The organism is Methanobacterium sp. (assembly GCA_039666455.1).
In the GTDB taxonomy this organism is placed as follows: Archaea; Methanobacteriota; Methanobacteria; order Methanobacteriales; family Methanobacteriaceae; genus Methanobacterium_D.
Genome location: JAVSLW010000014.1, coordinates 1 through 20,279, shown reverse-complemented (window position 1 = coordinate 20,279; position 20,279 = coordinate 1). Strand labels below are relative to the sequence as shown.

The window sequence follows — 20,279 nt, the reverse complement described above, 5'->3', positions numbered from 1 at the left end:
AGTTATAATAAATCTTTATTCTGTAAAATTTCAACAGGATTATCCCTTAAAATAGTTGAAACATGTTTTTTTGGTATTCCAGCGCCTAATGCTAATTTATATGCAGTTTCGTAGGGTATGATATCTCCAGGTGAATGTGCATCAGTATCTAAAACAAGATTTGCACCAACTTCAAGCGCTACCTTAGCAACATGACCGTTTGAAAGGCTGTGTCCTCTTCTGGAGCTTATTTCAAGTGCTATATTGTTTTCTTTTGCAAGTTCTGCTTCTTTGTGGGTAATAAGCCCGGGATGTGCCAGTATGTCTACTTCAGGACAGTTTAAAGCAGCCATGTTGGTCCCCTCAATCACTGGTTCAACCAGGGTTTCGCCGTGAACAACGATGATTTCTGCTCCAAGCTTTCGAGCCTTACTTACAAGTTTTCCTATTATTTCTACAGGTGCATGGGTGATTTCAGCTCCAGGAATCACTTCTATATCCCAGTTGTTTTTTATGTCCAGTATTACTTTCCGTATTCGTCTAACACAATCAATATTTGATGCATCCACGTGATCAGTAATTGCAATTGCCTCGTGGTTCAGTACGCTGGCTCTTCTTGCAATTTCAGAAGGTAAAAGCTCACCGTCGCTGAATATGCTGTGCATGTGAAGGTCTATCCTTTTATTTATAAAATTCCCTCCAGTAATTTAAAATGTTTAATTAGACTAATTTAAAACCTGAATTTATTTATTGACTGATCCTTTTATTATCAAAGGATATAATTAAATATGCTGATAAGTTGAATGCTAAACAGGTGTTAATATGAATTGTTCTGTATTTGTTCCTTCCCATCTTACTGGCTTTTTTGAAATAATAGATAACAAGGACCCCCTTAAAAAAGGTTCCAGAGGTGCTGGAGTTGTTATGGATAAAGGAGTCCTAACCAGAACAAAAATAAGTGATGGAAAGGGGATACAGATTAAGATTAATGGCAAAAATGACCCTGTAAATGCTACAATCACAGAAAAAACCATCGAAATTATTAAAAGGGGTTTTAATTTGGATGATAAAAAAATACTCATAAAACATGAGGTTCAGGTACCTGCTGGCGCTGGCTTTGGAACATCTGCTGCTTTTGCCCTTGGAACAGCATTTGGACTTTCGAATTTACTTAATCTGCCTTTAACATTTAACAGGGCGGCTCAAATTGCCCACATTGCTGAGGTCGAAATGAAAAGCGGTTTAGGAGATGTTATAGGGGAAATATCGGGTGGAATGGTTTTAAGACTTAAAGAAGGGGCTCCAGGAATTGGAATAACTGATAAATTATTAGTAGATGAATCAGAAGAACTTTTTGTTATCTTTAAAACATTTGGAGAAATTAACACCGCAGATATAATTGAAGACCCACGTTATAAAAAGAAAATCAATAAAATAGGAAGAAATTTGCTACAAGAACTTATTAAAGATCCCAAACCACGAAAATTCATGGAATTATCCAGAAAATTTGCTGAAAACACCGAACTTATGAGTACTGAAGTTAAAGAGACAGTTGAGATACTTGAAGATGAAACAATGGGAGCATCCATGGCTATGCTTGGAAATACTGCCTTTGCTATTTCTAAAAGAGAGGACACAAGCATTGAAGATGCAATAGTTGCAAAACTTAACCATGATGGATTAAAATTTTTATAAAATTTTGAAAAACCCCCAAATTATAGATAATAGAGAGATGTAAATCAAAAATTCTCCATAATCATTTTTCAACGTCTTTTATAATGTAGTGAATTCCTTCTTCATCCAGTTTCCTTGTAATACTGTTTGTCATCTTACCAACAGCAAAAACAAGTACTTTTAAACCTTTTTTTGAAGCAGCTACAGTGGCATAGGGCGTGGCAAACTCAAAATCAGGAGAAATCATTAATTTATCTGCAACTGCCCTGGAAATGGTTCCCATGACACCAACACGGTCAAATCCTCTTTTATATATTTTATTAATTTTATCCAGATCACTGACCCTTGAACCGCCCTTATTTATAGGGGGGAGTCTAATAATGGTTACATCACCTGCTTTAAGTTCTATGGTACCTTCTAAATTGGTTAAAGCGACATCTTCACCTTTTTGTGCGTTTTGAAGCACTTCAGCACTTGCAGGCGTTTTATGTTTTGTGGCATAGAGTGTTCCGTTTTCCATTTTCAGCCATACTTTTTCTCCTTCCTTTAAATCGTCTTCAGCTATTGCAGGCCATATAGATTTATAAGTATTCATTATTTCAGAAACTTCATCTGCATACTTTCTAAGGTCAACAGCTTCTTTTTTAAGTTTTTCAATACCTCTTTTGGTTATATGGTATCTGATGGTGTCTCCTCTTATTTCTACAAAACCGTCATCAGTTAAGCTTTTAATATTTTCAGAAACTGCCTGAATACTTATTCCAAGCTTTTTTGCTATGTCTTTTTGCCTCAGGTGAGGCTGGGTTTTAGCAATCTCTGCCAGAATCTGGAATCTGGTAAGTTCTCCTTTCTTTTTGAAAATTTTCATTTATTCACCTTAATCTGTAAAAATACATATATTAGCTTCTAACTGGCTTAATATATATGAAATTAAGTTATTTGGCTTATTCATAGGGTTTAATGAGGGACTGATGCGGTTAATGCAGGAAAAAAATTAAGTTTTAGATTATTCATAGGGAAAGATATAATGTCTAAAAGGTTCTTTATTAATACTTTCATAGAGTTTAATGCTAAATTTAAGTGAAGGTTTTGAATACCAGTATTTTGTTAAAGGAGATATATTTGTTTCAATTATTCTCTTCTGCTCAGATGTAAGCTTATGGTATCTAAGTTTTATATCGACTTTATCTTCATCTGTAATAATACCTTCTAATTTAACGTCTAAATGCGGAATTAAATTCATCATAACAGGGCGCCCCCACTCCTGAGCATTATCACAGAACACTAATAAAAATGCAAATGGAAAATTATCAATTTTAAGCTTCTCAAGCTTAGAATAAACTGTTTTTGTATGCAAGGCAATCGCACAACATGCTTCTTTAAGCAACGCATCCTCTACCTCTAAAATGTCCATCAGCATCAATCCGCACATAATTCCATGGTCATGTTCTTCTATAAAGGTATCCTTAATGATTTTTGCAATTTCCTCCTTTGATTTATCTGAATTAGAGTAAATTAACTCAATTAAGTTTATTTTTTCAATTTCATAGTGGGTGAATATATCTGCCCAGCTAATATGAAATCTGGATGGAACTGCCACCCTTAAAAAATAATTTTTTAACCAGCCTTCCATTTTTTCAACAGAATAGTTGAAATCATGAAACATTGCTGTAATAAACCAGACTTTTAAAACATCTTCTAAATTATAATCTGGATTTATGGTTTGTAAATGTTTTATAAGCTTTTTACGAAGAGGGCTTTTTTTATTGATCAGATAGTATCCAAGCAAAAATACATTAAACTGGTGTATGAAATGTTCTCTATATTGAACATCTGTTCCTAAAAGTGGCTCAAACGCCGGTCCAATACTGTCTATAATATCAAGGACGGCATATAAATTTAAGGCCTGCGCAATGTCGCTTACCAACCTTGTCACTTTATTATAAATTCTGTCAATCCCTCCAATATCTTCAATTTCTATTTCAAGCTTACTGTAGAATTCTTTTAATGGTTTTTGAATTTCTCTGTTGAGTGGAGGGTTTTCAATCTTTAATTCATTTATTTTTTTTAGAATTTCGGTCCCATAAAGTTTTTTGTAGGTATCAGATTTGTATATAATCTGCTGGATTGCAATAATTATACTATCTGCAAGAATACTTAGAATTTCTTTATGTTTGTCTGTAAAACAGTGAGAATCGCCTATTTTATGATTCTTGATTTTTATTAAGCCCACTATTTCTCCATCGCGCTGTTTTAACAAAGGGACCTGAACAAGGGTCGTGCAGATTTCATGGATACCCCAGTAGCTTCCCATCCATTCTGGATGTTCACATATTTCTGCTCCTTGTAATGGGGGTATGAACTCTTTAGATTTCACATTATATGCAGTTATTCCCATTGGTAATTCTCCCTTTTCTATCAAATCTATTAAATCGTCCCCCATTTTTTTAGCTATATTAATTAAAGACTTTTCATTTTCCCATAGTAAATCTATTAATGTCTTTCTCTCTTTTAACAGGTCTTGTTCATAAATTTCAAGTTTTTCAGTACTGTAATTGCATTTTTCAAGGAAGTATCTCCTTAGATAAGCTATTATCTTTCTTTTACCTTCACCCTTTTTTGTAAACGGGCTTCTTTTGGGGATATAGTATCTTGTTTCCTCATCCTTTAGAATTTTATCCATATCTCCTGAAGAGGAATATAACCTTAATATTTTTCCATTTCTGTTTTCAGATTCTTCTAATAGATATATACTACAGGATTTTGCTTCTGTACTTTCAGCACCTATTTCAACGATCTCATCTAAAAAATTTTTTAAATCACTTGAGTTTAAAGCAGCATGTAATATTCGACGGTTTAAATCCCTTATTTTACCGGGATAATTTTCAATTCCAGCATTTTTTAACATTTTACCACCTCTAAACGTGAATATTAAATTATTCATTAAAGTTAAGGTGATTAAAATTTCACAGTTCCTTTCAATTAAATAATAGTATATTTATGGTATTTAATATTATTGTAGTAGAATTTTACAAAGGATTGGAACTGTAAAGTTGCTGGTGAGGGGTACGTTTTTCAATTTTCAAGTGGTATGCCCTCTTTTTTTGAATAAAAAATATTAGCTCCCTCCAAATTTGGGGGTTGTAGAAGGGTACAAGTTTATTTTTTATCTGTATATGATTTAACCTATAACTAAACCAGTAAATTTAATACGGAGGAAGTACATACTTCTTCTGGTGTTTAAATGAAATCTCTGCCATCTATGACCAGAGAGACTTCTAATGGAATTTTTGGGAAATATTGGGGGAGCACTGATCATGCTGCAGGCTGTAACTTAAAAGAAGCCATACAACACCTGCAAATGGAGGTGCTAAAATAATTTTTAGGTAATTTAAATCCTTTTAAATAAGAGAATAAATAGAATCTATTTAAATTAACTAATTCTACTTGACTAAATGAGGTGATTAATTTGACAGAAATTTTAGAGCCTGTAACATTCAGCCGTGAAATAGAAGGTAAAATTGGTGATTTAATAATTCCAGAAGATTTCATCAGAGATTTTCATTTTTCAACAGACAAACATCTTATGATAATGATAAGGATTGCTGGTGGTGATGCAATAAAAGTCAGAGATTTCTTTGAAGAATCTGAAGGGGAGATTTTCAGCCTAAAGACTGTGGGAGTTGATGGTAAAAAAATATCTGACGATTTTGTATTAGCTGATATGTATATGGATGAAGGTCCTCCTGTTGGTGTTGATATAAATCAAGAACAGGCTATGGTGAGATTAATACTTGATTTTAAGTTGAAATGATCTAAATTTATATATTTATCCTATTTTTCTAATTTTTTAAGTGATGCCTTAATAAAAGCAGGAATATCGCCCGGATTTCGACTTGTAACTAAATTACCATCCTCAACAACTTCTCTATCTACAAAAATAGCCCCCGCATTTTTAATATCCTGAATTATTGATTTCCATCCTGTAATTTTACGTCCCTTAATAACCTGGGCTGTAATTAAAAGCTGTGGGCCATGGCAGATTGCAAATACGGGTTTACCATTTTCAACGAATTTTCTTGTAAACTGCACCGCATCATCATCTGCTCTCAATTTATCTGGAGAGTATCCACCAGGTATGAAAAGAGCATCGAAATCATTTACTGATACATTTTTTACTGATTTTTCAATCTTCTCTGATACGGTCCCCTGTTTACCTTTCACTGTTTCTCCCTCTTTAAGCCCTACAATATTTAGTTCATGTCCATTTTCCCTAAAAGCTTTTGAAGGTCTGGTATACTCCACATCTTCAAACATATCTGCAAGTATAACTGCTATTTTACTCATTAACTCACTCCACTATGTCTTATACTTTTAAAAACACTCTTTGAAATTATTAGTTCTGAATTTTTGCAATATTAATTATAGATTTAATATTATTAAAAGGAACCGTTAACTAAATTTTCAACTTAAATATTTCAATGAATTAGTTTTTCAGTTAATTAAAAAGAATTTAAATTTTAGATATATTAATATATAAAGTTAATAAAATAATACATATCTTCGAATTGTCGATAAATGAAATTTTTCGAGCCCGAAGTTCAATGAATTTTGAAAGATTTTAGCAGCGTTTGAGCGCCACAAAAAACAAAATTTTGAGGTGATGATATGAATGTATTGATTATTTTTGCTCATCCAGAGCTAAATTCCCTAAATGGCATAATGAAAGACCTTGCAGCTAAAACATTGCGGGATAATGAGCATGAAGTTAAAATATCAGATCTTTATGGAATGCATTTTAAAGCTACCATGGATAAACAGGATTTTACACAAAGAAAAGATGAATCATTTTTTAATCCAACTGTAGAACAGCTTAATGCCTCTGGAACAGGATCATTTACAGAGGATGTAAGGGATGAAATGAAAAAGGTGGAATGGGCAGATCTTTTGATATTCCAGTTTCCTGTATGGTGGACTTCATCTCCAGCGATTATGAAAGGCTGGATTGACAGAGTATTTGCAAATGGATTTGCATTTGATAGCTCTAAAGAAAAATATTATGAATATGGATTACTTAAAGGCAAAAAAGCCATGCTTTCATTTACAACCGGTGCAGTAAAAGAAGCTTATTCTAAAAATGGACCTCATGGAGATATTGATGAATTATTCAAATATATAACTCACACTACGCTTGAACTTGCAGGTTTAGAAGTTTTACCTTCATTCGGGATATTTGGACCTTCATTAATGTCTAAAGATGATGTAAAAGAAGAACTTGAAAGATACAGAGAAAGAATAAATTCCTTATAAGTATTTATAGTCAAAATATTAAAAAATAACATTAACAACTTAAATAACGAGTGATTTAATTAGTTTATGTGAATTAAGAATTAAAGGAGATAAATTATGCCTGTAATTACAATAGACGGACCTAAATTAACTAAACAGCAGAAAGAACAGCTTGTAAAATCTTTTGCAGAAAGTGCAAGTGAAATTATGGGGTTACCAGTAGAAGCAATGGTGACTATAATACGGGAAGTTGAAGCAGAAAACGTCGGGGTTGGAAACATGTTGCTGTGTAATAGATTGTAGATTTAACCTATTTTGTATTATTTATATTTTTTGAGCTTAAGATTTTATTCGAAGCCATTAAAGCCTTGCATCTCTCTTTTTTTCATTTTATTTTTAAAAAAATTCGAATCGATGAATATTTATGATTTAAAAACAATATATTATTAAAAAATTTGTTTAAAACATTTGATGGTATGCAAATAAAAAAAAGTAGATAACTAATTGAAAAAGCGCTATTTCCAGTTTTATATTTAATTAAAAAGGAGAATATTTAAATGAAAAAAATTGCAATTTTAGCGGTACCCATTCTACTTTTAGTAGTCTTTGCGTCTGGATGCACAAGCAATAATAATTCAAAGTCAAGCATTTCCCCTCCTCAAAATAATTCAAATATACAAAGTAATTCAAATACAGTAGTTCAGATTAATTCAGACACTTTATGGAGCGGTACATTAACATATAATGGTAAAACTCAGATTATAAATGGAAATGGAAATGTTGAATATGATTTAGGTCCAAATCCAGGTGCTATTACAATTGCTCTAAAGAAAACCAGAAATGCTGGAACTTTATCTGTAAAACTGGTTAAAGAAGGGAATGTTGTTGTAGATCAAAGTACTTCTGGAGGTCAGGGAGTTATATCTATAAATTATGCTTCTTAACTCCCTTTTCATTTTCAAATAATTTACATAATATATTCAGACAAATATCTTAAATGCATGTAATTTCATTTTAACAGCTTTTATTCATTATTTTCATATTCATTTAAATGATTTAAATGAACGTGGAGGTGTGTATTTAATGGTATCGACCTATGATAATTTTTTCGACCTACCAGAGCTTAGAAATCAGGCAGGAGTTTTCCATGATCGTGAACATGCAGGAGAAGTTCTATCCAAAATGCTTGAACAATACAAAAATTCTGATGCAGTTGTTTTTGCAATTCCAGCTGGAGGAGTACCTGTAGGAGCTGCCGCAGCTAAAAATTTGCAAATCCCCCTGGATGTGGCAGTTGTAAGCAAGATCACCCTTCCATGGAACAGGGAAGCAGGTTATGGTGCAGTAGCTTTTGATGGTACAGTACGTATAAATCGAAATATAGTTTCCAGAACAGGGCTTAGTGAAAATGAAATTGAAAAAGGTATTCAAAAAACACTGGACAAAGTCAAAAAGCGTGTTATGGAATTTCGAAAGGTTAAATCTCCAGTTCAGGTGGAGAGGAGATCTGTCATTTTGGTAGATGATGGAATTGCATCAGGTTTCACCATGCTCGTAGCTGTAGAAGCTCTTAAAAATTCTGGTGCTGATGAAATAATTGTAGCAGTTCCAACAGGGCACCTGGAAGCTGTAAAACATATTGTCCCAAATGTTGAAGCTGTGTACTGTGCAAATCTAAGAAGTGGATGGGCCTTTGCAGTTGCAGATGCTTATATGAAATGGTCAGATGTTACAGAGGATGAAGTAATTCAAATTTTAAAGAAGTTTTAAAGACATGCTTTTTAAACTGATAGTTGAATAATCTCCATTAAAGACTCAGGATTTACTTTTTTCTGATTATTATTTTATCTCCATCTCGAGCTTCTTTTATGACGTCTAAGTTTTCAGTTATTTTACCAATGTGATTTACGTCTGATGCCGGTTGCGAATCGCCATAAAAAATACAGAAGGCATTTCCAGGCGGCCAGTAAGATATATCACCACATATAGATTTTCCAGAAGGATTTTCATATTCTAAATTTAGAGGTATAACAAAATATACTTCCTCAAAGTATATATTTACATTTCCCTTGAAAGGTAAACTTTCATAAATTTTTCCTGCAGTTTCAGGGTTTCTTCTGTCTAATTTCCCAAGAGCTTTACCTTTTCCCACCACTTCTATCTCTATTTCCATTTGTTTCACCTTTAAAGTATATAATTATCCCTACAATTAATGTTTTTTAAGTAGGGGAAATAATTGAATAGGATATTAAACCAGTTTAAAAAAATATATAATACGAATTCAAATATTATTTGAGGAGAGATAATTTGTTAGAAATTTTACTTTACCCATTATCGGGTTTTTTCATGAAAATATCTGATGATATGCATGATAAAAAGAATAATAAGCTTCTTGGAATACTTGCTGGAATTTTATGCGGGGTGTTCATGGGCTATCTGGTAACATTCAACCTGGATGCTGCCTATATTTTTTTCGGAGTCTTTACTGGAACTTTTATTGCAAAAAAAATAAACTGTATCAATCATGCAGTTACAGCAGTTATATTTCTATTAATTGCATTTTTACATGGCTTTCCCGCAGTTGGAATAGGGACGCTGGCAGTATGTGCTATTGCATCATATATCGACGAAATCGGGAATGATAACAAAAGGATTTATGAAAAAGGCAAGATCTTAGAGATATTTTTTAAATACAGATTTGCTCTTAAAACAGCAATTCTTGTTTTAGCACTTTTTGGAGCTATTAACAGTTTTTATCCAGGTTTTCAGGTTTATGGTGTTCACTTTATGGCAATTCAAAGTTTAGTACTGTTTTTAATCTTTGAATTAGCTTATGAATTTGCTGGCTTGAAATTTGATTCGATCTATAGCCGAATTTACAGTATTATTGGAACTTACAGATTCTAAATCAATCAAAATCTCTGATTTTGGTTGGCCCGAACACATAGTGTTCGACGGCTTAAAGATAGTTTTAAGATCTTATTCCATTAATGATACCTTTAACAGCTTCTTCAGGATCTTCTGATAGGTAAATAGACCTTCCAACAATTAATGCATCTGCAAATTTAAGGGTTTCTTTTGGATCTCCTCCTTGAGTACCTACTCCTGGAGAAATGAGGAAGGATTCATTTCCTATAATGCTTCTAATCTTTTGGAGCCGATCTAATCTGGTTGAAGGACCAACATAATTAGTTATACCCATTTTAACTCCCATTTCAGCAATTTCTTCGCTATGCTGCTGGATAAACATTGAAGCTCCAGGATGAGACATTTCAGTTAAAAGAAATAGTTCCTTGCCATAGATTTCAGCTGATTCCATGCATGCTTTGACACTGTCTTCACCTGCAAACCCGTGAACAATTAAAGCATCTGCCCCTGCTTCAAATGTGAGATCTGCTATTTTTTTATTAGTTTCTGGAATATCTGCAACTTTAAAATCTGCTATTATTTTAGAGTCAAAATTTTCTTCAATAACCATTATTGACTCTGGTCCCTGGCTTAAAACAAGAGGATATCCAATTTTAATTGTATTTATGTATTTATGAACATTATCAACGATGCTCAGTGCTTCTTCCATGTTTAAAACGTCCAGTGCCAGAATAATGTTATTTTTCACTTCCATGGAATTAATCTGGTCTAATTTACTTAAATGGTTTGTCCCTGGTTTCCGTGGAAATATTTATATATAAAAATCATTCAAGTATACTTTATAAAAAGTAAAGGAGATTTGAACATGCATATTATGGAAGGATTTTTACCTCTTGAATGGTGCTTATTCTGGTACATGGTAGCATTACCAGTAGTTGCATATGGCATAATTCAAATTAAAAAGATTACAGACAAAAACCCTGAACTAAAACCATTACTGGCAGTATCAGGTGCATTTATATTCGTTTTATCATCTTTAAAGCTTCCCTCAGTTACAGGGAGTTGTTCTCACCCTACAGGTACTGGTCTGGGTGCTGTACTATTTGGACCGGCAGTAACATGTGTTTTAGGTACAATTGTTCTGCTTTTCCAGTCTTTACTCCTTGCACATGGGGGGATAACTACATTAGGTGCTAATATTTTCTCTATGGGTATTGTAGGACCTTTTGCAGCATGGATAATTTATAAAGGAGCTGCAAAAGCAGGAGTATCTACATCAATTGGAGTATTTTTGGCAGTGTTTATCGGCGGCCTCCTGACATATGTTGTTACTGCAGTACAGCTATCTCTGGCATTTCCAATACCTACATTTGGAGAATCAATCGTAACATTCATGACAGTATTTGCTTACACCCAGGTACCACTTGCAATAGCAGAAGGCCTGCTAACAGTTGTAATATTCGATTATCTGATGAAATTAAGGCCTGATATTTTAGAGAATTTAAAAGTAATAGGGCTAAAAACAAAGGCGGTGGTTTAAATGGTGGATAAAAAACCAGTTATTTTACTTTGCCTGGTTGCATTAATTGCAATTTCCCCCCTTGTCATCTATAGTGGTCTTGGAGAAGATGAAGGTTACTTTGGTGGTGCAGATGGCGCAGCCAGTGAAATTATAGAGGAAACCGGCTATAAACCATGGTTCAGTTCTATCTGGGAACCACCAAGTGGGGAGATAGCAAGTCTCCTGTTTTCATTGCAGGCAGCTATTGGCGGGATTATAATAGGCTACGTCCTTGGATATTATAATGGCCAGGCAAAAGAGAAGAAAAAGATGGATGAAACAGAAAGAAATGTGTCCAACGCTAAATAAAACATGCAGAAACTGGTGACGTGATGTTTGAAAACACATTAGATAGCTATGCTCATTCCAACAGCCTTAAAAATGTGAATACATATTTTAAGGTTTTATTTGCAATTTTAACAATGATGGTGAGCTTAATAGCCACATCACCGGTTATTCCTCTATTTATAACTTTTTCAATGTCATTTTTGATTATTTTTAAAGCTAAAATTCCATGGAACTTTTATCTAAAATTTCTAAGCATTCCCTTCTTCTTTGGATTTTTAACATTCATCTTTATGTCAATCTTCTTTGGAATTGGTGCACCGCTTTTAGAAGTTGGAATATTCAATCTTGCAGTAACTGAAGACGGTTTTAACCTTGGATTACTAATTTTTAGTAGAATTATGGGGGGATTTACCTGTCTTGCATTTTTAACACTTACAACACCGATGAATGAAATGTTCTTCATGTTTGAAGGTTTGAAGGTACCCAAAATAGTAATTGAAATTGCGATGCTCATGTACCGCTACATATTTCTATTTTTAGAAGAGGCAGGAAATATGTACAACTCACAGAAAACACGAATGGGCTACAATAACATAAAAAACACTTATAAAGCACTGGGGATGTTATCAAGCAATCTTTTTATTAGAACCTGGCTAAAAGGAGAGCAGGCATATATTGCAATGGAGTCAAGGTGTTATGATGGTTCTATTAACTCATTTAAAACTCATGAGAACATGGGCGTTAAAAATATAATATTACTGCTATTATTTGAATCACTCCTTTTGTTAGGCACTTATTTAACATGGGGCTTAAAAATTATATGAACTATCTTTGTTTTCCACTTTCGGCTCTATAATCAAATGTTAACAATTAGACTTTATATAATAGAAAAATGAAACTTTGAACTAATAAATAGATCCCATTATACTATTTATTATCAAGGTGAATTCATGAATATAATAGAAACAAAAGACATTACTTATCATTATCCTGACGGCACTGAAGCCTTGAAAAAAGTTAATTTTAAAGCAGCTGATGGAAAAATCATTGCACTTTTAGGTCCAAATGGTGCAGGTAAATCCACACTTTTTTTACATTTTAATGGCATTTTAAGACCCACTTCTGGAAGCATCATTGTAAATGGCGAGGAAATTAAATACGATAAAAATAACCTTATGAAAGTGAGGCAGAATGTGGGAATAGTGTTTCAAAATCCTGACGATCAGCTTTTTGCACCCACAGTAGTTGAAGATGTGGCCTTTGGGCCTATGAACATGGGTTTATCTAAAGATGAAGTTGAAAGGAGAGTTGACGAATCTCTTAAGCGTGTTGGGATGGAAAAATTTAAAAATAAAGCACCTCACCATTTAAGCGGGGGTCAAAAGAAGAGAGTGGCCATTGCGGGTATACTGGCCATGAATCCCAGGATCATGGTGCTCGACGAGCCTACTTCAGGTCTTGATCCAAAGGGTGCATCACAGATCCTTAGAATACTCTACGAATTAAATAAAGAAGGGATGACCATTATTATATCAACTCATGACGTAGATCTGGTGCCTCTTTATGCTTATCATGTTTATATAATTAGTAATGGAACGATTATAAAAAAAGGAAGCCCTCAGGAAGTATTTGGGGATGTTAAAACAATAAGGGATGCTAACTTAAGACTTCCAAGGATTGCTCATCTTATGGAGATACTGCAAAAAGAGGATGAAATGCCCTTTGAAAAACCATATCCTTTAACCATAGGAGAAGCAAGAAGGAAATTAAAGGATCATTTTAAAGATAAACTTAGCTGCAAGTAGGTGATAGAATGAAAGTAGGAATCTGTGATACTACCTTTGCCAGAGTGGATATGGGCGCGCATGCAATAGATGAAATTAAGCAGCATGTTGGAAATATTAAATTTATAAGACGTACTGTTCCCGGAATAAAGGATCTTCCAGTAGCATCTAAAAAATTAATAGAAGAAGAAGGGTGTGAAATTGTAATGGCTCTTGGAATGCCTGGAGGCGAAGAAAAAGACAAAGTTTGCGCCCATGAAGCTTCGACAGGCCTTATTCAAGCTCAACTTATGACAAACACCCATATTCTTGAGGTTTTTGTCCATGAAGATGAGGGAAAGGATGCAAAAGATCTGAAGTGGTTAGCAGAAAACAGGGCACGTGATCACGCCAGAAATCTGGTTAAGATGATGTTCAAACCTGATGCCATGCTTAAAGAAGCAGGAAAAGGTATGAGAGAAGGGCGAGAAGATGTAGGGCCTGTATAATTTAAAAGCTTAAATTTCTCATGTTTCATATGTTTTTTTTCCAGTAAAATAGAGATATGGCCTTATTCTAATGATCAGAGTATATGAATTATATGAATAATTATGTATATTATTAAATTCATATAATAGTACAGCGTTACACAGGGTAACGTTTTGCATAAAACAGGAGATAAATTCAATTAAGGAGGAATTCAGGAATGAAAGAGGATGTATTCTATGGTAAAGGAATGGTACACGTTAAAAAAGACTATCCAGACATTTATAAAGCAGTTGTAGAATTAAATGAGGCAGCATATACTGGAAAAGTCTTAGACTACAGAACACAGAAACTAATTGCTCTTGGAATCACTGCAGGAGCCTCAGATGATCGTGCCATGGAAAAGCAAATGCAAAGTGCTATAAACGAATTTGGGATAACAAAGGATGAAATAGTGGATGTTTTAAGAGTGGTTCTTTTAACATCTGGAAATCCGCCATTTATAAAAGCAATGAGAATTCTTTATAAGTTAACCAGTTAATAAACTGAATTTATAAAGATTCTTTAATGATTTCTTTATTTCTTTAATTTTAACTTAAATAAATGGCCTGATGAAACTGTACACAAAAAATTTAAAAAGTTCGATCTTATTTTTGAATATTTTTGAATATATTTGTATTCCAAAATTTAGTTAATCAAATTAATCAAAAAATCCGAGGGAAAATCATGAGTCTTCAGTATTCATCCTACGGTGCAGTATTAATGTTAAATATTTTTATAATACTTATTTTAGCTATTTACAGTTATAATAAGCGTTCATCCAGTTTACACACCTGTTTCATACTCTTAATGGCTTCTGTATTTTTCTGGTGCTTTGGATCTGCAATGGAATTTTTCAGTGTGGAAATGGAGGCAAAAGTTTTCTGGATAAAAATTAGCTATATTGGAGTTACTACTGCCGCTCCTCTCTGGCTTGTTTTCGTATTAAAATATGTTAAATACGATAAATATCTCAAAAAATCCTATTTGGGGCTGCTTTTTTTGATACCATTAATGGTTTTAACTATGGCACTTACAAACGAGTGGCACTGGCTTTTATGGCCAAGCATTACCCCAGCTTCAAGTGTACCTGGATCATTTCTGATTTACGAGCATGGTCCTGTTTTCTGGATAAATATATTGTACAGTTTCGCAGTTGTATTAACAGGGATTTTTATTTTAATTAAAATGCTTGTAAACTATTCCCAAAAATACCGGGCACAGATTTACGTTATTTTATTAAGCGGTTTAATACCTCTGATTTTTAGTTCTCTTTATACTGCTAATATTATTAAAATTCCAGGACTGGATATTACTCCATTTGCCTTTTCCATATCTGGAATACTGCTTGTTATAGGTATTTTCAGGCTCTATTTTCTTGATATTCTTCCATTAGCATATAATCTACTCTTTAAAAATATGGTTAACGGCTTTATGATTTTTGATGCTAAAAATAAATTGATTGAAGTAAATTCAGCTGCAGGTTTAATTGGGATAACAGATCGGGATATTGGTAAACATTCAGGGGAGGTTTTTAGCAAGTTTTCCAAGCTTGAAGAGGCTTATGAATCACTGCAACATGAATCAGAAATCTATTTAGGTGATCCCTTAAACCGCTGGATTCAGGTTCAGATCACGCCAATATATGATAATAATTTATTTCAGGGGAAACTAATCATAATTCAAGACATAAATAAGCGTAAAAATGTGGAAAAAGAATTAAAAAAGTCCTTAGAGGAAAAAGACCTTATGATGAAGGAGATACATCACAGGGTTAAAAATAATTTAATGATCATACAAAGTCTCCTCAAGCTTCAGTCAAAATATATAAAGGATGAAAATGCTTTAAATATTTTTAGAGAAAGTCAAAACCGTGCAAAATCCATGGCACTTATCCATCAACGTTTATATCAGTCAGGCGATCTGAAAAAAATTAATTTTGGAAATTATACTCAAGACATAGTTTTTAACCTCTTTAAAAGTTATACCACTAATTCCAATCAAATAAAGCTCAATGTTGATGTGGATAATGCACTTTTAGATGTAGATACAGCCATTCCTTTAGGATTAATCCTTAATGAGCTTGTCTCCAACAGTCTGAAGCACGGGTTTTCAGAAGGTAGAAAAGGACATCTAACAGTTGAATTCCACTTAAAAGACCATGAATACAGGTTAATAGTAAGTGATGATGGAACAGGAATTCCAGAAGGATTGAACTATGAAAATGCAGATTCTCTGGGTTTAAAGTTAGTATACAGCTTATCTGATCAAATCGGGGCTGAAGTTAATCTGGATACATCCAGAGGAACCAGGTTTGAGATAAGATTCAAAGATCATTATTGAATCCATTAAAAATTCAGCAGATTTATGATTAATATACAAAACCTTTTTATATGGACATAAACTTATAATGATTATTGCCAATTTGGCGAAAAATAATTTTTTTTGAGACAAAGTCTCATGGATGTGGCGAAAGCTGAACAAAAGAGGTGTTTTTTTGTATAAATATATAAGAGACGCATGGAAAAATCCTGACGATTCCTTCGTCAAGGAACTCATGCAGGAAAGAGCTCCTGTTTGGAGAAGGGAAAGTGTTATTTGCAGGATAGAAAGACCTACACGAATTGACAGGGCAAGATCCCTGGGATATAAAGCTAAGAAAGGATACGTTGTTGTAAGAACAAGAGTTAGACGTGGTGGAAGACGTAAAACACGATTTACAGCCGGGAGAAAACCCAAAAGAATGGGTGTAAACAAGATAACTCCTGTAAAATCCCTTAAAAGAATTGCTGAAGAAAGAGTAGCACGAAAGTACCCTAACTTAGAAATTTTAAACTCATACTGGGTATGGGAAGACGGTAAATTCAAGTTCTTTGAAGTTATACTGGTTGATCCAAATAACCCTTCAATTAAAAACGATAAGAACATTAACTGGATCTGTGAAAATCAGCATAAAGGAAGAGCATTCCGTGGTTTAACCAGTGAAGGTAAAAAGACCCGTGGACTTCGAGGAAAAGGAATAGGTGCTGAAAAGGCAAGATAAGCCTTAAATTCTTTTTTAAAAAGGTAAAATTTCCATGATCCATAACATTTCATACCGTGTGTTTGTTTATGGAACAGAAAACGAGGAAAAGGTTAGGGAGGCAATCAGGACTCTCTTTCCAAAATCTCATCCTCAAAAAGAAACTGTTGAAGGTTATTTTAAAAACCCTGTTTTAATACTGCACGATAAAATAGAAAGAAAACGTGAAACTAAAGAATTTATAAAACTATTGCAGAAACTGGATTCCTCCACTAAAAAAAGAGTTATAAATGAATTGAACAGTAAAATGGATGAGAAAGGAAATTTATTTCTTAGATTTGACAAGCAAAGAGCATATCTTGGAGATTTAAAGATTGTTGAACATGGCGATGCTGTACATGTTAAGATAAAAATAGCAGCCTATCCTGCTAAAAAAGAAAAAGCCATGGAACTTGCAAGGGAAATTTTCGGTGAATAACAAATGTTTTTTGACTTCCATGTTCATGGAGACTCCAGCTTAGCCTTAGAAGCACGCAGGCTTGGATACAACGGCGTTGCAATTATCCAGTCTTCTAAAAACTATAGTCATAAAAAATCTGCTGAAATTAAAAAATTTGATGGTGATTTTAAAATCTGGAGTGGTGTTGAAATTTATGCTGGAAATCCAGAAGATTTAAAAAAGAAAGTCCAGAAATTTAAAGATAAAGAAGACGTTTTAATAGTTAATGGCGGAAATTTAAAGATAAATAGAGCAGCATGTGAAGATCCAAGGGTGGATATACTGGCACATCCCTATAAAAACCGTAGAGACAGTGGAATAAATCATGTCCATGCCAAAAAAGCTTCAGAAAACGAAGTTGCAATTGAATTAAGTATAGCTCCACTGATTAAAACCAGACTTTCATTAAGGGCCAGGTTACTAAGTCAATTTGGACAGATCATTAAAATGCATCGTAAATTTGGGTTTCCAATCATAATATCCAGCAATGCATACTCAATATACGATCTTCGGACCCCCAGAGACATAATTGCACTTGCACGCTGTTTTGGAATGATAGTTGAAGAAGCTGAAGACTCTCTATCAAAAAACCCGGTTAATATTATAGAAAGAAACAAAATAAATACAGTGGTAAAAGGGGTAAATATTATTGAAAAGGAGAGATTATGAATAAGCTCAAAATATTACCTCCTACGCTTAGAAACAAGAAGAGATACATATCATTTGAAGCAATTTCAGAAATTCCTTTAAATAGGGACGATGTGATATCTCTGGTATGGGTAACATCACTAAACATTCACGGAGAATGTAAAACAAGTAAATTTGATTTATGGATTATGAAAGTCTGGAAAATAGAGTCAACAGATAATAATGTGATTAAAGGGATTATTCAGTGCAGCAGAAATGAAGTTAACTCGGTAAGAGCTGCCCTATCACTTATATCAAAATTTAGGGGAAAATCTGTGGTATTTCATACACTTGGTATTTCAGGAACAATTAAATCAGCGATAAAAAACTTTATTAAAATAGAAAACCAACATAAATAAATAGTTTGAATTTTTTAATTCATGTAACAGGAGTTCTAAGATTTTATTGAAATTCCATTTAATTAAATAGTTTTAATTAATAAACTTTATTTAAACTGAAATAAAAAATTAGATTCATATATTGAAAAAAAAAGAGAGGTATATATAATGCAACCAATGCCAGGAGCAGGATATGATAGGGCTATAACTGTATTTAGCCCAGATGGAAGACTTTTTCAGGTTGAATATGCAAGAGAAGCTGTTAAAAGAGGTACAACTTCATTAGGGGTTAAATCTCGTGAAGGTATTGTTCTTGTTGTGGATAAAAGACCAACAAGCAAGCTTGTTGAACCCCAATCAATTGAAAAAATATTCCAGATAGATGAACATATTGGTGCAGCCACCTCTGGACTTGTAGCTGATGCAAGGGCTCTGATCGACAGAGCAAGAATAGAATCCCAGATAAATAGAATTACCTACAATGAACCAATAAGAGTGGATAGTTTAGCCAAAAAAATATGTGACATGAAACAGATGTATACTCAGCACGGTGGTGTAAGGCCTTTTGGTTCAGCTTTGATCATTGGAGGAGTATATGATAGTGGGTGCAGGCTGTTTGAAACTGACCCCAGCGGTGCTTTAATTGAATACAAGGCAACAGCAATAGGTGCAGGAAGACAGATTGCAATGGAAGAATTTGAAAAAAAATACAGAGAAGATATGTCACTAAATGAAGCCATTGACCTGGCCTTAGATGCTGTTTATGAAGCTACAGAAGGTAAGACCAGTGCTGAAAGTGTTGAAATCGCAGTGATAGAACTTGAAACCAGAATGTTCAAAAAATTAACCCAGGATGAAATTGATGAATATGTAGAGGAACTTCTTTTACGAAAACCTAAGGAGGAAGCAGAAGAGGAGTAAAAATGGTTACTCTTGAAGATTCAGTTATAGCACGTTTGGAATATCATGGAGAACACTTTGAAATTCTTGTAGATCCAGACCTTGCTTCCGATTTTAAAAGAGGTAAAGAAATAGAAGTGGATAAAATATTAGCTGTTGAGGAAATATTTAAGGATGCAAGAAAGGGGGATAAAGCATCTGAAGAAGCTATGATGAAAGCTTTTGGGAGTACAGACCCTCTTGAAGCTGCAGCCATAATTATTAAAAAAGGTCAGGTTCAGTTAACTGCCAAACAGCGAAGAGATATGCAGGAAGAGAAAAGAAAAAAGATCATTGCAAAAATAACAAGAGAAGCCATAAATCCACAGACAAAACTCCCTCACCCAGCAAGAAGAATAGAAATAGCCATGGAAGAGGTTAAAGTTAAAATTGATCCATTTAAAAGTGTTGATGAACAGGTAAATGCTGTTCTTAAAGCCATTCGTGTTAAAATACCCATAAGATTTGAAAAGGTGGATATGGCAATTAAGATACCTGGAGATTACACTGGAAAGGTATACTCAGTAATCTCAGAATTTGGAAAAACAAAAAGGGAAGAATGGCAAGCAGACGGATCATGGATAGCTGTGGTTGAAGTACCTGGAGGCCTGCAGGGAAGCTTTGATAGGAAATTAAACGAGCTAACCGGTGGTCAGGCGGAAACAAAGATATTATAACTACTCTTTCAATCCTTTAAAAAAAGGATTGACCCAAAGATAGTCATGTGGAAACAAAGATATTATAACTACTCTTTCAATCCTTTAAAAAAGGATTGACCCAAAGATAGTCATGTGGAAACAAAGATATTATAACTATTTCTTTTATTTATGGATTTCTTGGAAAGGAG

Annotated in this window: 27 protein-coding genes; 21 read left to right on the top strand and 6 right to left on the bottom strand. The window is 33.7% G+C overall.

Translation table 11 applies throughout. The annotated features are described in order from the left end of the window. Positions 1-2 precede the first annotated feature (2 nt). Complete coding sequence (locus tag PQ963_04565; protein MEN4028938.1) at positions 3-668, bottom strand: histidinol phosphate phosphatase domain-containing protein; 666 nt, start codon at positions 666-668, stop codon at positions 3-5. A 133-nt stretch (positions 669-801) separates the two neighbouring features. Between PQ963_04565 and PQ963_04560 the strand changes: the two genes are divergently transcribed. Then, complete coding sequence (locus PQ963_04560) at positions 802-1,674, top strand: pantoate kinase (GenBank protein MEN4028937.1); 873 nt, start codon at positions 802-804, stop codon at positions 1,672-1,674. Positions 1,675-1,735: 61 nt separating this feature from the next. Here the strand turns inward: PQ963_04560 and PQ963_04555 are convergent, their stop codons facing one another. Continuing rightward, entirely contained in the window at positions 1,736-2,521 is a 786-nt protein-coding gene (locus tag PQ963_04555) for a winged helix-turn-helix transcriptional regulator (GenBank protein ID MEN4028936.1), read from the bottom strand. A gap of 138 nt (positions 2,522-2,659) precedes the next feature. Continuing rightward, positions 2,660-4,561 (bottom strand): hypothetical protein, encoded by a 1,902-nt coding sequence (locus PQ963_04550; GenBank protein ID MEN4028935.1) that lies wholly within the window; start codon positions 4,559-4,561, stop codon positions 2,660-2,662. Positions 4,562-4,897: 336 nt separating this feature from the next. Between PQ963_04550 and PQ963_04545 the strand changes: the two genes are divergently transcribed. Together PQ963_04545 and PQ963_04540 are read left to right on the top strand one after the other, a co-directional pair. Then, a complete protein-coding gene (locus PQ963_04545; protein MEN4028934.1) occupies positions 4,898-5,032 on the top strand; it encodes a hypothetical protein in 135 nt (44 codons plus the stop codon). Positions 5,033-5,113: 81 nt separating this feature from the next. After that, positions 5,114-5,467, top strand: coding sequence for a hypothetical protein (locus PQ963_04540; GenBank protein ID MEN4028933.1), 354 nt, complete (start codon positions 5,114-5,116; stop codon positions 5,465-5,467). 20 nt (positions 5,468-5,487) lie between these two features. Here the strand turns inward: PQ963_04540 and PQ963_04535 are convergent, their stop codons facing one another. Beyond that, positions 5,488-6,000, bottom strand: a complete 513-nt coding sequence (locus PQ963_04535) for a type 1 glutamine amidotransferase domain-containing protein (protein ID MEN4028932.1) — start codon at positions 5,998-6,000, stop codon at positions 5,488-5,490. Positions 6,001-6,321: 321 nt separating this feature from the next. On the opposite strand from PQ963_04535, the gene PQ963_04530 reads away from it, so the two are divergent. From PQ963_04530 to PQ963_04515, 4 genes are all read left to right on the top strand, one after another. Continuing rightward, on the top strand, positions 6,322-6,963 hold the full coding sequence (locus PQ963_04530) for an NAD(P)H-dependent oxidoreductase (protein ID MEN4028931.1): 642 nt from the start codon (positions 6,322-6,324) through the stop codon (positions 6,961-6,963). Positions 6,964-7,059: 96 nt separating this feature from the next. After that, positions 7,060-7,245, top strand: a complete 186-nt coding sequence (dmpI, locus tag PQ963_04525; protein ID MEN4028930.1) for a 4-oxalocrotonate tautomerase DmpI — start codon at positions 7,060-7,062, stop codon at positions 7,243-7,245. Positions 7,246-7,499: 254 nt separating this feature from the next. Beyond that, the gene (locus tag PQ963_04520; GenBank protein ID MEN4028929.1) at positions 7,500-7,886 is read left to right on the top strand and encodes a hypothetical protein; all 387 of its coding nucleotides are present in this window, start codon (positions 7,500-7,502) and stop codon (positions 7,884-7,886) included. Positions 7,887-8,025: 139 nt separating this feature from the next. Continuing rightward, positions 8,026-8,712, top strand: a complete 687-nt coding sequence (locus tag PQ963_04515) for a phosphoribosyltransferase family protein (GenBank protein MEN4028928.1) — start codon at positions 8,026-8,028, stop codon at positions 8,710-8,712. Between the two features lie 52 nt (positions 8,713-8,764). On the opposite strand, the gene PQ963_04510 is transcribed toward PQ963_04515, so the two are convergent. Next, positions 8,765-9,115, bottom strand: coding sequence for a cyclophilin-like fold protein (locus PQ963_04510; protein MEN4028927.1), 351 nt, complete (start codon positions 9,113-9,115; stop codon positions 8,765-8,767). 173 nt (positions 9,116-9,288) lie between these two features. Here PQ963_04510 and PQ963_04505 point away from each other — a divergent pair, with 173 nt between their 5' ends. Next, a complete protein-coding gene (locus PQ963_04505; protein ID MEN4028926.1) occupies positions 9,289-9,849 on the top strand; it encodes a hypothetical protein in 561 nt (186 codons plus the stop codon). A 64-nt stretch (positions 9,850-9,913) separates the two neighbouring features. On the opposite strand, the gene pyrF is transcribed toward PQ963_04505, so the two are convergent. Then, a complete protein-coding gene (gene pyrF, locus PQ963_04500; GenBank protein ID MEN4028925.1) occupies positions 9,914-10,564 on the bottom strand; it encodes an orotidine-5'-phosphate decarboxylase in 651 nt (216 codons plus the stop codon). A 111-nt stretch (positions 10,565-10,675) separates the two neighbouring features. Here pyrF and cbiM point away from each other — a divergent pair, with 111 nt between their 5' ends. From cbiM to PQ963_04435, 13 genes are all read left to right on the top strand, one after another. After that, positions 10,676-11,350, top strand: coding sequence for a cobalt ECF transporter S component CbiM (gene cbiM / locus PQ963_04495; protein ID MEN4028924.1), 675 nt, complete (start codon positions 10,676-10,678; stop codon positions 11,348-11,350). Further along, positions 11,351-11,680, top strand: coding sequence for an energy-coupling factor ABC transporter substrate-binding protein (locus tag PQ963_04490; protein ID MEN4028923.1), 330 nt, complete (start codon positions 11,351-11,353; stop codon positions 11,678-11,680). A 23-nt stretch (positions 11,681-11,703) separates the two neighbouring features. Next, positions 11,704-12,483, top strand: coding sequence for a cobalt ECF transporter T component CbiQ (cbiQ, locus tag PQ963_04485; GenBank protein MEN4028922.1), 780 nt, complete (start codon positions 11,704-11,706; stop codon positions 12,481-12,483). Positions 12,484-12,609: 126 nt separating this feature from the next. After that, positions 12,610-13,464: an ATP-binding cassette domain-containing protein gene (locus PQ963_04480; protein ID MEN4028921.1), complete on the top strand. Its 855-nt coding sequence runs from the start codon at positions 12,610-12,612 to the stop codon at positions 13,462-13,464. Positions 13,465-13,472: 8 nt separating this feature from the next. Continuing rightward, positions 13,473-13,931, top strand: coding sequence for a riboflavin synthase (gene ribC / locus PQ963_04475; GenBank protein MEN4028920.1), 459 nt, complete (start codon positions 13,473-13,475; stop codon positions 13,929-13,931). Between the two features lie 197 nt (positions 13,932-14,128). Further along, a complete protein-coding gene (locus tag PQ963_04470) occupies positions 14,129-14,449 on the top strand; it encodes a carboxymuconolactone decarboxylase family protein (protein ID MEN4028919.1) in 321 nt (106 codons plus the stop codon). Between the two features lie 185 nt (positions 14,450-14,634). Then, positions 14,635-16,290, top strand: coding sequence for a histidine kinase N-terminal 7TM domain-containing protein (locus tag PQ963_04465; protein ID MEN4028918.1), 1,656 nt, complete (start codon positions 14,635-14,637; stop codon positions 16,288-16,290). Between the two features lie 154 nt (positions 16,291-16,444). Then, positions 16,445-16,990, top strand: coding sequence for a 50S ribosomal protein L15e (locus PQ963_04460; GenBank protein ID MEN4028917.1), 546 nt, complete (start codon positions 16,445-16,447; stop codon positions 16,988-16,990). A gap of 34 nt (positions 16,991-17,024) precedes the next feature. Beyond that, positions 17,025-17,447, top strand: a complete 423-nt coding sequence (locus PQ963_04455) for an RNA-binding protein (GenBank protein MEN4028916.1) — start codon at positions 17,025-17,027, stop codon at positions 17,445-17,447. Positions 17,448-17,450: 3 nt separating this feature from the next. After that, positions 17,451-18,137: an RNase P subunit p30 family protein gene (locus PQ963_04450; protein ID MEN4028915.1), complete on the top strand. Its 687-nt coding sequence runs from the start codon at positions 17,451-17,453 to the stop codon at positions 18,135-18,137. Continuing rightward, on the top strand, positions 18,134-18,514 hold the full coding sequence (locus tag PQ963_04445; GenBank protein ID MEN4028914.1) for an Rpp14/Pop5 family protein: 381 nt from the start codon (positions 18,134-18,136) through the stop codon (positions 18,512-18,514). The genes PQ963_04450 and PQ963_04445 overlap by 4 nt, the downstream gene beginning before the upstream one ends. A gap of 147 nt (positions 18,515-18,661) precedes the next feature. Further along, positions 18,662-19,414, top strand: a complete 753-nt coding sequence (gene psmA / locus PQ963_04440; GenBank protein ID MEN4028913.1) for an archaeal proteasome endopeptidase complex subunit alpha — start codon at positions 18,662-18,664, stop codon at positions 19,412-19,414. Between the two features lie 2 nt (positions 19,415-19,416). Then, on the top strand, positions 19,417-20,109 hold the full coding sequence (locus tag PQ963_04435) for a ribosome assembly factor SBDS (GenBank protein MEN4028912.1): 693 nt from the start codon (positions 19,417-19,419) through the stop codon (positions 20,107-20,109). The last annotated feature ends 170 nt before the right edge of the window (positions 20,110-20,279 follow it).